Below are 13,270 nucleotides of genomic sequence, written 5' to 3'. Positions count from 1 at the left end.
GCACAATCCCTGCACGCGCCGCGAGACGAGCGGTCAGTCGCGTTTCAAGCGCAGAAGGTGACGTTCACCTTCTTCTCCCGGGACACACAGTCTGAGCGTCTCGACCAGCGAGACACCCGCCGGCAACCGCGCGATCTCGTCATTGGGGATGCGACCTTTCATCGCCAGCCATTCGCCGCCTTCTGCCAGTACGGCGCCTGACAGATTGACGAAGGCGTCAGTATCGGCGAAGGCCCGCGAGATGATCTGCTCGAAGGGCGCACCATCATAGGCTTCGATACGCACCTGAGTCGGGCTCAGGTTGTTCAGGCCCAGCTCGTGGCCGGCCTGAATCTGGAAACGCACCTTCTTGCCATTCGAATCCAGCGGTACGACAGCGATGTCGGGACGCATGATCGCGATCACGAGACTCGGCAGGCCCGGGCCGGCACCGACGTCCAGCAGGCGTGGCCCGCTGATGTGGGGCAGCACGCTGAGGCTATCCAGCAGATGGCGCGTCACCATCGCCTCCGGCTCACGTACCGCGGTGAGGTTATAGGCGCGATTCCACTTGTGCAACAGCACCAGCAGCGTCATCAGCTGCGCATGCTGCTCATCACTCAGCGCCACTCCCATGGCGCTGGCACCGCGACTGAGCAACTGGGCGCAACGCGCACGCTGCGTCTCGTTGAGCGTCTGACTCATTGCGCGACTCCCGTGTCAGCCGTATCGGTATCTGCTGGAGTCTCCGCCTTGATCAACTGCCGTTTCTTCAAGTGAATCAACAGGATGGAAACCGCTGCTGGCGTGACACCGGAAATGCGGCCTGCCTGGGCAAGCGTCGCCGGGCGCGCTTCATTGAGCTTCTGCTTGATCTCGTTGGACAGGCCATCGACGGAGTCGTAATCGAGACTGGCCGGCAATTCGGTGTGCTCATGACGACGCAGGCGGTCGATCTCTTCCTGCTGACGCTGGATGTAGCCCGCGTACTTGGCGGTGATCTGCACCTGCTCGGCGATGCGCCAGTCGTCGACTCCTTCCCCTTTCAGGCCTGCCACATCCGGATACTCGAGCTCCGGGCGCTTGAGCAGCTCCATCAGGCTGGCTTCACGCTTGAGCGGTGAACTGAGCTTGTCGCTCAGCGGGGCCAGCTCCGGGCTCTTCGGCGTCAGCCAGGTGCTTTGCAGACGAGCGGTCTCGCGCTCGATCGCTTCGCGCTTCTGCTCGAACGCCGCCCAGCGCGCGTCATCGATCAAGCCGAGTTCGCGGCCCTTGGCAGTCAGACGCAGATCCGCATTGTCCTCGCGCAGCAGCAGACGATATTCGGCACGTGAGGTGAACATGCGATACGGCTCGCGAGTGCCGAGGGTGATCAGGTCATCGACCATCACGCCGGTGTAGGCCTCGTCGCGCAGCGGATGCCAGGCCTCGTCGTCAGTGGCGCGCAAGGCGGCGTTGACGCCTGCCAGCAGGCCCTGGGCACCGGCTTCTTCATAGCCGGTGGTGCCGTTGATCTGACCGGCGAAGTACAGATTCTTGATGAAACGCGTCTCCAGGGAGTGATGCAGGTCCTGGGGATTGAAGAAGTCGTACTCGATGGCGTAGCCGGGACGCGTGATGTGCGCGTTTTCCATGCCACGAATCGAGCGTACCACCTCGAGCTGCGTATCGAAGGGCAGCGAGGTGGAGATGCCATTGGGGTACAGCTCATGGGTATTCAGGCCTTCCGGCTCGATGAAGACCTGGTGGCTGTTCTTGTCGGCGAAGCGATGCACCTTGTCCTCGATGGACGGGCAGTAACGCGGCCCGATGCCATCGATGACGCCGGAGTACATCGGCGAGCGATCGAGATTGGCGAAGATGATCTCGTGAGTGCGCTCGTTGGTATGCGTGATGAAGCAGTTGACCTGCTCCGGATGCATTTCCCGACTGCCCATGTAGGACATCACCGGGCGCGGTGCGTCACCCGGCTGAGCTTCCATCTTGCTGAAATCGACGCTCTTGGCATCGATGCGCGGCGGGGTACCGGTCTTGAGCCGATCAACCCGGAATGGCAGCTCGCGCAGACGTGACGCCAGGCCGTTGGCGGGCGGATCCCCGGCACGTCCACCGGCATGGTGATCCAGGCCGATATGAATCACGCCACCGAGGAAGGTCCCGGTCGCCAGCACCACCGTGGTGGCGTGGAAACGGATGCCGGTCTGGGTGACGACACCCCGTACGGTCTCGCCTTCGACGATCAGGTCTTCCGCACCCTGCTGGAACAGCGTCAGGTTCGGCTGGTTCTCCAGCACGTTGCGAATCGCCGCCTTGTACAGCGCCCGGTCGGCCTGTGCTCGAGTGGCACGTACCGCCGGGCCCTTGCGGGCATTCAGTGTGCGGAACTGGATACCCGCCATGTCGGTTGCCAGGCCCATGGCACCGCCCAGCGCATCGATCTCCTTGACCAGATGGCTCTTGCCGATCCCACCGATGGCGGGATTGCAGGACATCTGCCCCAGGGTCTCGATGTTATGGGTCAGCAGCAGGGTCTGACGGCCCATGCGGGCAGCCGCCAGTGCGGCTTCCGTACCGGCATGACCGCCGCCGATGACGATCACGTCAAAGCGGTTCGGGTAATCCACGTTGGCACCTCGGGGTATCACGAAACTTGGATGAAGCGCTGTTCGCATGGTGGCGAATCAGGCAAATCGGCCAGACACGACGATGACTCGATGTCTGGATGGATCCGGGACTGACGAACGTCATGGCGAAGACAAGGCGCCGCAGACGGCATGAGCTCGACCCGATGGGGAGCCTGCAAGCCAATCGGATGACGTTCGGGCCGCACAGTATAAACCGCCTGTGGGTAAGCGTCAGGAGTTTTCCACAGTGCCATGGCAGGACGTGCCATGCAGTGGACTCGCGGATGTTTCTCTCAGGGCATCAATCACGACAGTGAGTCGAGCCCGTGTCGAGTGTGTGTGGCGTAGGGGATTTTCCCGAGGACTGGGTCGGATCGCCCTGCCGTTCGTTATCCCGAACACCTCGGGAAGTGAGCTTCCTCGAACTCGGTCTTTCGGGGTGTCCGAACGTCCTTCGGGTTTCCGGATAACAAGATTATATAAAGAAAAGAAAAAGGGGTTCTGTTGATGTTGTAACTACTGTTGTGGACAAAATCAGTGGGAAATCGACTTTATCTCTTAAAAATCAGTATCTTACGATGTTGATATAGTTGGGGAGAAAATGCGTGCTACCTGAGGACGCCACCGGTGGCTTCCTGTGGATGAAACACCGCCTTGTCCACAAGCCCAGTTATCCTCGTTTTCATACCGTGCTGGTACCGGACTTTTCTTCCCTGCTGTGCACAAGTGGCCAGTTTACCCACAACCCCTAGTGCTGCAAGGGCTAACGTACAGAAGGCCGCGGATGATGCCGCAAAATGTCCACAGAGGCAAATCGTCTTCACCTCGACACGCCAACTCTGTAGATAGTACGGGGATAAGCCGTGAGTGGATGGCTACGCTGCCCAGCAGTGGTGCCCTGAGAGATACGATGATACTGCTGTGGATAGTTGTTGGCGTGATTGAGGCTTGCTTACCGGTGCCTGGCCGGCCAGACGACTCATGGGCTGACATCAGGCGTGTGTTATCACCAGCCACGGCCCCTTGCAGGCGATGTTTCGAGCGCCTTTCGCGTCAGGACATGCGGTGTGAAAGACGGGTCCTTCGGCGACTGATGAAGTGAATCGAGAGCCTCAGCGAGGCTGGGGGCGTGACGTGAGAGGCAGCCAAGGTGGGGCGAATCATCTGATTTCATTGCATGAAAAAAGCGCGAAATCGTCAGTCGAGATCGAAAAACTTCATTTCGAATGCCAGAACTCCCGTCATTCGGGCCACAACAGACACGTCTATCGCCAGATGATGCTCTGGATTGGCCAGGAATTGCCTCTTCACTGCGTGGCATTCGGGCAAAAAAAAGCCCCGACCTGACGGTCGGGGCTTGGCCTCTCTCAAGAGGTGGTAGCGGGGGGAGTCAGTGCTTGAGGACGCGTGCCAGGAAGCTCTGGGTGCGCGGATGACGAGGGGTGTCGAAGACCTCGCTCGGAGTGCCTTCCTCGACGATGCTGCCCTGGTGGACGAAGACGACGCGATCCGCGACTTCACGCGCGAAGCTCATCTCATGCGTGACGATCATCATTGTCATGCCGTCGCGTGCCAGCTCACGCATCACGTCCAGCACCTCCCCGATCATCTCGGGGTCCAGTGCGGAGGTGGGCTCATCGAACAGCATCAAGCGGGGTTCCATCGCCAGTGAGCGGGCGATGGCGACGCGTTGCTGCTGGCCGCCTGACAGCTGGCCGGGGTACTTGTCGGCCTGCTCGAGAATATTGACCCGCTCGAGCAGCGTGTCGGCCTGTCGCTCGGCGGTCGCCCGGTCACTGCCGCGCACCTTGATGGGGGCCAGGCTGACGTTGTCACGTACCTTCATGTGCGGAAAGAGATTGAATTGCTGGAAGACCATGCCGACTTCGGTGCGAATCGTCTTCAGCGCTCGGTGGCTCTTGCCGTGGGGGATCAAGGACTGTCCGTCCACTTCGATGCTGCCGCCCTGGAACTCCTCGAGGCCATTCACGCAGCGGATCAGCGTCGACTTGCCGGAACCACTGGCGCCGATGATCACCACCACTTCCCCCTGGGCGACCTCGAGATCGATGTCCTTGAGCACATGCAGGCTGCCGAAGTGCTTGTTGATCTTTTGCATGTTCACGATGGCGGTCATCAGGCGCTCCTGGCCGGCGCGAAGGGCTGGCTGATCGGGAAAGAGGAAGAGGGTGTCAGCGCGGTTGTCGCCTGGTGGGAAAGCACGGTAGAGATCATTGGCCCACCAGTCCGCGACGCTCCAGCATCCGTAGCCCGAAGGACAGGCTCAGCGTGATGACGAGGTAGAGCATGGCGACCATGAAGTAGGTTTCCAGCGCGTTGAAGGTGGTGGCAATGTAGATCTGGCCCTGGCGGACCAGCTCACCGACACCGATCACCGAGAACAGCGAGGTGTCCTTGATGGACACGATCCCCTGATTGCCGAGCGCCGGGATCATGCGACGCAGTGCCTGCGGCCAGATGATGTAGCGGAAGGTCTGGGGGGTGGAAAGGCCCAGTGACAGTCCGGCCTCGCGTTGCCCGCGCGCGATGGACTGCACGCCACCACGCACGATCTCGGAGATATAGGCCGCGGAATTGAGCGCGATGGCAGCGATACCGGCGGTCAGGGCATCGATGGGACCCCCGATGATCTGCGGCAGACCATAGAAGATGAACAGGACCTGCACCAGCACGGGCGTGCCGCGGAAGATCTCGATGTAGGCGGTGGCGACCCAGCGCAGTATCCGGCTGGGGGAGAGGCTCAGCAGGCCGAACAGGATGCCGAGCACGAAGCCGATGGCCAGGCCACCGAAGGAAATGGCGAGGGTCCAGGGGATCCCCTCGAGCAGGTACGGCACGGAGGAAATCGCCGCCTGCCAGTCAAACTGGAATTGAACGTCCACGTGGGGCTCCTTGGCACCATCATCTCGCGCCTCAGGACATGGTGAGGGGGAGCTCGTCAGGACAGACGCCACGGCCATTGGCATGCCGTGGCGTCCGGATGGCAGAAATCATGGTTCGTGGTGAAGAAGGCGTCAGAGAACTCTGGCGAGGATGGCGTTATTCGCTGTCGCTCGGCAGGGCGCCGAACCACTTCTGATAGATCTCGGCGTAGCTACCATCGGACTTCATCTCGGCCAGTGCCTTGTTGGCGGCGTCGGTCCACTCACTGCCCTCGGTGAAGGCGATGCCGTACTGCTGACCTTCATAGAGCGGGCCCACTGTCTTCACGCGACCGTTGCCCTTGGTCTTGGCGAAGTAGCCGACATTGGGAGCGTCATAGAAGACGGCATCGACGCTGCCGGACATCAGTGCCATGTACATGTCGGCGCTGCCGGGATAGGGCGTGATGGTGGAGTCTTCCAGATTGGCGGTGAGATAGTCATAGCTGGTGGAGCCGATCTTGGTGCCGATCTTCTTGCCTTCCAGCCCCTCGATGCCCTCGATGTCGCCATTGTTGGCCGCGGTCAGGATCCGCAGGCCGGAGTCGTAATAGGGGTCGGTGAAGTCGACGATCTTCTCGCGGGCCTCGGTGATGGTGATGCCGGCGATGGCGACATCGACGCTGCCGGTCTGTACGGCCGGGATGATGCCATTGAAGTCCATGGTCTTGAGGTCGATATCGAAACCGGCGCGCTCACCGATGGCGTTGAGGATGTCGATATCGAAGCCGACCATCTTGCCGCTTTCCTGATCGAGCATCTCGAAAGGCACGAAGCTCGGGTCAGTCGCGGCCTTGAGGGTGACGGCATGGGCGGCACTGGCCATCAGGGTGGCGGCCGCGAGACCGGACAGCGAGGCCAGCAGGTGGGATCTACGCATTTTACATGCCTCTTTATATTTAGATTTTAGGATGTAGTGCGTTTTCAGAGTGACGAGAGCACAAGATCCCGTCAAGTCTGCGAGCGCCGCCATGCGGCGGGTTGGCATTCGCAACCTGCTGAGATGGCGAAAAAAAATCGCCCCCTATCGGAAACCGATAGGGGGCGATCAGGTGTCGGCATCGCGCCGGATGTCATGCTGCGCCGTCAGACCATGAAGGACGAACCACAGCCACAGGTGCTGGTGGCATTCGGGTTCTGGATCAGGAAACGCGCCCCGGCCAGACCTTCCTCGTAGTCGATCGTCGAGCCGACCAGATACTGGTAGGACAGCGGGTCGATCACGACCGCGGCTTCGCCCAGCTCGACCACGGTGTCGTCCTCAGCCATGTCGGTGGCGATATCGAAACCGTACTGGAAGCCGGAACAACCACCGCCAGTGACGTAGACCCTGAGACGCAGCTCCGGGTTGGCTTCTTCCGCGCGCAGCGCAGCGATCCGGGCCTTGGCGCTCTCGGATAGATACAGCGGCGTGGGGATGAAGCTTTGTGCTTCGCTCATGCGGGCCTCCTCGAAGGAGTCGGAGGCCGGGCGCTGAAGACAGCGCCCGGCACGGTATAGAGAACGGAATGCTGCCTATTATCCCTATATCCGAGCAAAAGGGTCAACTTTGTCTGACGTGCTGCCTTGCTGGCGACGCTGGCGGCTCAGGGCATCATCGCCGGCGCCCCGATGCCGGTCATCTCATCCAGGCCGAACATCAGGTTGAGGTTCTGGATGGCCTGACCTGATGCGCCCTTGACCAGATTGTCGATCACCGACAGCACGACCAGGGTGTCGCCATTGCCCGGACGATGCAGGGCGATGCGGCACAGGTTGGTGCCACGCACGCTGCGGGTCTCCGGATGGCTGCCCAGCGGCATGACATCGACGGCGGGGTGATCGGCGTAACGCTGCTCGAACAGCGCCTGCAGATCTTCCAGCGTACCGCTGAAGCCGCTCAGGCGCGGATAGAGAGTGGAGTGGATGCCACGGATCATCGGCGTCAGGTGCGGGACGAAGGTGAGGCCGACCGCGCTGCCCGCTGCCATGTCCAGCCCCTGGGTGATTTCCGGCAGGTGACGGTGACCGGAGGCGCCGTAGGCCTTCATGGACTCGCCGGCTTCACACAGCAGTGAGCCGACCTTGGCACCGCGACCGGCACCGGAAACGGCGGACTTGCAGTCGGCGATGATGTTGTCGGTCTCGATCAGGCCGGCTTCCAGCAGCGGAATGAGCCCCAGTTGCACGGAGGTCGGGTAGCAGCCCGGCACCGCGATCAGACGGGCTTCACGGATGGCGTCGCGATTGACTTCCGGCAGGCCGTAGACGGCTTCGCCGAGCAGTTCCGGTGCACCATGCGGCTGGCCATACCATTCGGCCCAGACGTCGGCGTCCTTGATGCGGAAGTCTGCGGAGAGGTCGATCACGCGGGTGCCACGGGCCAGAAGGTCGCCGGCCAGCGCATGAGCGACGCCATGCGGCGTGGCGAAGAACACGGCGTCACAGGCTGCCAGCACCTCGGCATCCGGCTCGCTGAACGCGAGGGTGTCGTAGTGGCCGCGCAGATTGGGGTACATCTCGTCGACACGCACGCCCTTCTCGCTGCGTGAGGTGATCACGGTCACTTCCACCTGCGGGTGGCTGGCCAGCAACCTGAGGAGCTCCACTCCGGTGTAACCGGTGCCGCCGACGATACCTACCTTGATCATGCTGCCTCCCCGCTTTCGAGCGGTGTCCTGTTGATACGAATGTGACTCGTGTGTCCGGCTTGCTGATGCGACCTTTTGCGGCCTGTGCGCGAGACAGGCGTTGCGCCATGCTGTGCCGAGGTTGTCGGATTGTGCACGGTCGCGACGGTGCGCAATCGATATGATACACAGGTGTCAGGCGGGCAGTAATGTGCTGCCGACATGGATGTTCATCGTCATCGTCAGTGCCTTTCAAGGAGTCGTGAGTGTCACGCCTGTCGCGTCCGCATCTGCCTCGTCCCAGTCTCGACAATTTCCGGCGCAAGCTGGCGGCGGTCGATGCCCTTCCCCAGCTGTGTCTGCTGGGACTGATCGCTGGCCTGCTGACCGGCTCGTTGATGGTCGGTTTCCGACTGTTGCTGAGCGCGGGGGCACTCGGCTTCATGCCGGATGACAGCCCGGAAAACTTCGAGGGCCTGGCGCCCTGGGTGCGCGCGTCATTGCCCTTGCTGGCCGTGCTGGTGATCGGCATCGTGCTCGGTCGTCAGCATCCTGCTCAGCGCAAGCTTGGCATCGGTCATGTCATCGAACGCCTGACCTACCATCAGGGCAAGATGCCGCTGCGTGCCTGGCTCAATCAGATCGTGGTCGGCGTCGTGAGCGTGCTGGGTGGCCTGTCCGCCGGACGTGAAGGACCGGCCATCCACCTCGGGGCTGGCGCTTCCAGCTGGGTCGGAGAGCGTCTCAAGCTGCCCAACAACAGTCTGCGAGTGCTGGTTGCCTGTGGCACGGCAGCGGGAATTTCCGCCTCCTTCAATACGCCGATCGCCGGTGTCATCTTCGCCATGGAAGTGGTGATGATGGAGTACACCCTGACAGGCTTCATGCCGGTGATTCTGGCTTCGACCGCGGGTGCGGTCGTCTCGCAGCTCGTCTATGGCGCCGAACCGGCGTTCGCGGTGCCTTCTCTGCTATTGCACTCGCTGCTGGATCTCCCCTGGGTCGTGATCACGGCACTGGTGATCGGGCTGCTGGCGGGAGGTTTCGTTCACCTGGCCCGGCAGCAGGAGCGTGCCGCGCGTCTGACATGGTCAGGACGGATGGCACTGGTGGGGCTCTCGACGGCCGCCGTGGCCTGGTGGTACCCGCAGGTGCAGGGAATCGGCTATGACAGCCTCGCCCAGCTGCTCGACGGTCAGCTGGCGCTGGATGTGCTGCTGGCGCTGGTCATCGGCAAGCTGATGCTGTCGGCGATATGCGTCGCCTGTGGAGTGCCCATCGGCATCATCGGCCCCGTCGTGGTGGCCGGTGCTGCCGCGGGTGCCCTGATGGGCATGCTGGGCGGCTGGATCTTGCCGGACCAGGCATCGGACATCGCGCTCTACGCCCTGCTCGGCATGGCGGCGATGATGGGGGCAGTGCTTCAGGCTCCGCTGGCGGCGCTGATGGCACTGCTCGAACTGACGCATTCTCCCAATATCATCCTGCCCGGCATGCTGGCCGTGGTAGTGGCGGGGCTGACCTGCCGCCAGCTGTGCCATTGCCAGGGATTCTTCATCTCGACGCTGACGGCGCAGGGCTTGCACCCGCTTCAGCAACCCTTGATGCAGGCGCTTTCCCGAGTCGCGGTGCCGGCGGTGATGGAGCGCTCCGTGGTCAGCGTGCCGCGGCGCATCACTCGTGAGCGTGCCCGCGCCCTGCTCGAGAGCAAGCCTGTCTGGCTGGTGGTCACGCGTTCGACGCCGGAAAAGCCGATGGTGGCGCTGCCGGCGGCGGATCTGGTGCGTGTGCTGATGGATGAGCACTGGCGAGAGCAGGAAGCGCTCGACCTGCTCGAGATTCCAGCCCAGCGTCTGGATCTCGCCCCGATCCATCTGCAGGCAACGCTGTCGGAAGCCTATGAGCGGCTGCTGCCGAGCAATGTCGATGCGCTCTATGTGGAGCACACCACGGCCCCGATGATTCGCAAGATTTCAGGTATCATCACGCGTGATGCAATAGAGAGCTACTATCGATACAAGCCGTGAAAGGGGCGATCTCGACCCGAGCGTGGTTCAGGTCGTCGGTATCGGCGCTCGACATCCGGCAGGGCTTCGGGATGTGACCGGATACCGCATGTGCCCGGCGCTGCGAACATGGCACCTTGTCGGCCTGTCGAGTTGAGTGACACTGCCCCTTTCCTTGTATCTTCCGCCCCTGACTGACGGAGTTTCCCCATGTATCTGTGGATCAAGGCGTTCCATCTGATTGCCGTGGTGTGCTGGTTTGCCGCCCTGTTCTATCTTCCGCGTCTTTACGTCTATCACGCCCAGGCGCGTGATGCCGGCGACATCAAGGCCATCGAGTACTTCAAGACCATGGAGCGCAAGCTTTACCGCGGCATCATGATGCCGTCGATGATCGCGACCCTGGTGCTGGGCATCTGGCTGCTGGCACTGGTGCCGAGCTTCATGAGCATGGGCTGGATGCACCTCAAGCTGGCCATGGTCGTGCTGCTGGTCGGCTATCACCATGCCTGTGGGCTGTACCTGAAGCAGTTCGCTGCCGATACCTGCAAGCGAACCTCACGCTACTTCCGCTTCTTCAATGAAGTGCCGGTACTGATGCTGGTGGTGATCGTCATCTGCGTCATCGTCAAACCGTTCTGAGAGCCAGCGCTACCATGACTGAGTGCCCAGCAAGACTGCCCTGTGTTCTGGTGCTGGCGGGCCATGACCCCAGCGGCGGCGCGGGTCTGATCGCCGACAGTGAGGCGATTCGGGCCGGTGGTGGCTGGGCGCTGACGGTGCCGACGGCGCTGACGGTACAGAATTCCGGCAATGTCAGCGCCGTGATCCCACAGTCGGGCGAGTCGATTCTGGCGATGGCACATGCCCTGCTCGATGATTTTCGGCCTCGGGCGCTCAAGATCGGACTTCTCGCCAATCACGAAGCGCTGATGGCGACGGTTACGCTGATCGATGAACTTCGCCAGCACTGGCCCGGGCTTCCGGTGGTATGGGACCCGGTGCTCAAGGCCGGCGGAGGCCATGAGCTCTCCAGTGAAGCGCTGATCCAGCAGGCGCGCGAAACGCTGCTGGCGCGGGTGGATGTCATCACGCCCAATCGTGGCGAGCTTGCGCGTCTGGCAGCCTGTCCTGCGGGTGCCGGCGAGAATGAGCTCGCCGAGCGCTTGCTGATGGAAGGTGCAGGCGCCGTGCTGGTCACCGGGACTGACCCCCTGGATCACGATGACGCCTCGCTCTCTGAGCCATCCGTCACCCATCGTCTCTATCGTCGCAAGCATCGCAGGCTGTCTCTGGACTGTCCGCGGCTGCCGGGCAGCTTCCATGGCAGTGGCTGCACTCTCGCCTCGCATCTGGCCGTGCGCCTGGCTCGTGGCATGTCGCTGGAACCGGCATGGCGTGCGGCGCAGCAGGCGACCTGGCAGAGTCTGGTCGCTGGCCGGGAGCGCGAGCTCAAAGGCCTTGCGCCCGGAGCCCAGCAGCTGCCTTGGCGCTAGCGGTCCTGCTCCTTTCATGCCGGCTTCCAGGCACTGCCGCGGCTGCATCCTGCCCGTGAGTCGCGTTAAGCTGTCGCCATCAAGCGCATCAGGTTATCCACAACGGCTGATGTCTCGCGGCTGGGTGCTCCCATCCTCGGCAGTTGTGGATAACGCGATGTCTCGTTTATCCACACCGTCTTGAGTCATCAATGACTCTTTCCCATTTTTCGCGGCCGTCGTGCCGCACCGTGTCCCTCAAGAGGTATGTCATGACCACGTCCGCTGCCCAGTTCGAACGCGCCAGCCGTCACATTCCCGGTGGCGTCAATTCGCCGGTTCGCGCCTTCAAGGGACTGCATCGTCCGCCGGTGTTCATCGATCATGCCAAGGCCGCCTATCTCTTCGATGTCGAAGACAAGCGCTATATCGATTACGTCGGTTCCTGGGGACCGATGATCACCGGCCATGCCGATGAAGACGTGCTCAACGCCGTGCGTGAGCGACTCGAGAGCGGTCTGTCCTTCGGTGCGCCCACCGAGATCGAATCCGAGATGGCCGAGCTGATCTGCGAGATGCTGCCAAGTCTCGACATGGTGCGCATGACCAACTCCGGCACCGAAGCCACCATGTCGGCGATCCGCCTGGCGCGTGGTTTCACCGGTCGCGACAAGATCGTCAAGTTCGAAGGCAACTACCATGGCCACTCGGACTCGCTGCTGGTCAAGGCCGGCTCAGGTGCATTGACCCATGGCGAGCCCAGCTCCCCGGGCGTGCCGGCCTCGCTCGCCGAGCACACCATCACGCTGGACTACAACGACGCCGAAGGTGTGCGCCGTTGCTTCGCCGAGCTGGGTGATCAGATCGCCTGCATCATCGTCGAGCCGGTGGCCGGCAACATGAATTGCATTCCGCCGGTGCCGGGCTTCCTGGAGAGCCTGCGTGAAGTGTGTGATGCCCATGGCAGCGTGCTGATCCTCGATGAGGTGATGACGGGCTTCCGTGTCGCGCTGGGTGGCGCTCAGGCGCATTACAACATCACGCCGGACCTGACCTGCCTGGGCAAGATCGTCGGCGGCGGCATGCCGGTGGGCGCCTTCGGTGGCAAGCGCGAGATCATGCATCATCTCTCGCCGCTGGGCCCCGTCTACCAGGCGGGCACCCTGGCCGGCAATCCGCTGGCGATGGCTGCCGGGGTCGCGCTGCTGCGCAAGCTCCAGGCACCGGGCTTCCATGCCGAGCTGACCCGCAAGGTCGAGATGCTGTGTGACGGCCTTGAGAGTCGTGCCAAGGCCGCCGGCATCGCCGCGATCACCCAGCGGGCAGGTGGCATGTTCGGACTGTTCTTCACGGATCAGTCTGCGGTCACCGATTTCCAGTCTGCCACGCGTTGCCGCCAGGAGGACTTCGCGACCTTCTTCAACGGCATGCTGGCAGAGGGAGTCTATCTGGCGCCGTCAGCCTATGAGGCAGGTTTCATGTCCGCCGCCCACAGCGACGAGGATATCCAGGCCACTCTGGAGGCTGCCGAGCGCGTCTTTGCGCAGATGGCAGCCTCGGCCTGAGTCGGTCAGACGGTAGAAGCCGGTATCGACCCGCTCGGCAGGCTGCCGGGCGGGCCGCCATCCGGTACAC

Annotated in this window: 11 protein-coding genes; 4 read left to right on the top strand and 7 right to left on the bottom strand. The window is 62.4% G+C overall.

Annotated elements, in window-relative coordinates:
• Nucleotides 1-33 precede the first annotated feature (33 nt).
• The 7 genes from rsmG to argC form a co-directional block, all read right to left on the bottom strand.
• Complete coding sequence (gene rsmG / locus PJK54_RS10240) at nucleotides 34-684, bottom strand: 16S rRNA (guanine(527)-N(7))-methyltransferase RsmG (RefSeq protein ID WP_077379797.1); 651 nt, start codon at nucleotides 682-684, stop codon at nucleotides 34-36.
• Nucleotides 681-2,603 (bottom strand): tRNA uridine-5-carboxymethylaminomethyl(34) synthesis enzyme MnmG, encoded by a 1,923-nt coding sequence (mnmG, locus tag PJK54_RS10235; RefSeq protein ID WP_077379795.1) that lies wholly within the window; start codon nucleotides 2,601-2,603, stop codon nucleotides 681-683. Before mnmG ends, rsmG begins: the two co-directional genes overlap by 4 nt.
• Nucleotides 2,604-3,993: 1,390 nt before the next feature.
• On the bottom strand, nucleotides 3,994-4,740 hold the full coding sequence (locus tag PJK54_RS10230) for an amino acid ABC transporter ATP-binding protein (RefSeq protein ID WP_077379793.1): 747 nt from the start codon (nucleotides 4,738-4,740) through the stop codon (nucleotides 3,994-3,996).
• Between the two features lie 94 nt (nucleotides 4,741-4,834).
• On the bottom strand, nucleotides 4,835-5,506 hold the full coding sequence (locus tag PJK54_RS10225) for an amino acid ABC transporter permease (protein WP_077379791.1): 672 nt from the start codon (nucleotides 5,504-5,506) through the stop codon (nucleotides 4,835-4,837).
• 157 nt (nucleotides 5,507-5,663) lie between these two features.
• Nucleotides 5,664-6,425, bottom strand: a complete 762-nt coding sequence (locus PJK54_RS10220) for a transporter substrate-binding domain-containing protein (protein ID WP_077379789.1) — start codon at nucleotides 6,423-6,425, stop codon at nucleotides 5,664-5,666.
• Between the two features lie 206 nt (nucleotides 6,426-6,631).
• Nucleotides 6,632-6,985 (bottom strand): iron-sulfur cluster insertion protein ErpA, encoded by a 354-nt coding sequence (erpA, locus tag PJK54_RS10215; protein WP_077379786.1) that lies wholly within the window; start codon nucleotides 6,983-6,985, stop codon nucleotides 6,632-6,634.
• Nucleotides 6,986-7,131: 146 nt separating this feature from the next.
• Nucleotides 7,132-8,175, bottom strand: a complete 1,044-nt coding sequence (argC, locus tag PJK54_RS10210; RefSeq protein WP_077379784.1) for an N-acetyl-gamma-glutamyl-phosphate reductase — start codon at nucleotides 8,173-8,175, stop codon at nucleotides 7,132-7,134.
• 245 nt (nucleotides 8,176-8,420) lie between these two features.
• Between argC and PJK54_RS10205 the strand changes: the two genes are divergently transcribed.
• From PJK54_RS10205 to hemL, 4 genes are all read left to right on the top strand, one after another.
• A complete protein-coding gene (locus PJK54_RS10205) occupies nucleotides 8,421-10,181 on the top strand; it encodes a chloride channel protein (protein WP_077379782.1) in 1,761 nt (586 codons plus the stop codon).
• 189 nt (nucleotides 10,182-10,370) lie between these two features.
• Nucleotides 10,371-10,802, top strand: coding sequence for a protoporphyrinogen oxidase HemJ (gene hemJ / locus PJK54_RS10200; protein WP_084209561.1), 432 nt, complete (start codon nucleotides 10,371-10,373; stop codon nucleotides 10,800-10,802).
• Between the two features lie 14 nt (nucleotides 10,803-10,816).
• Entirely contained in the window at nucleotides 10,817-11,656 is an 840-nt protein-coding gene (gene thiD / locus PJK54_RS10195; RefSeq protein ID WP_271302757.1) for a bifunctional hydroxymethylpyrimidine kinase/phosphomethylpyrimidine kinase, read from the top strand.
• A 251-nt stretch (nucleotides 11,657-11,907) separates the two neighbouring features.
• Nucleotides 11,908-13,200, top strand: coding sequence for a glutamate-1-semialdehyde 2,1-aminomutase (hemL, locus tag PJK54_RS10190; protein WP_077379776.1), 1,293 nt, complete (start codon nucleotides 11,908-11,910; stop codon nucleotides 13,198-13,200).
• Nucleotides 13,201-13,270 lie beyond the last annotated feature (70 nt).

Origin of the sequence: Cobetia sp. MMG027 (genome assembly GCF_027947415.1) — a bacterium.
GTDB lineage: Bacteria > Pseudomonadota > Gammaproteobacteria > Pseudomonadales > Halomonadaceae > Cobetia > Cobetia marina.
The sequence above is the reverse complement of the archived record's forward strand: the minus strand, read 5'-3'. Positions and strand labels throughout refer to the sequence as shown.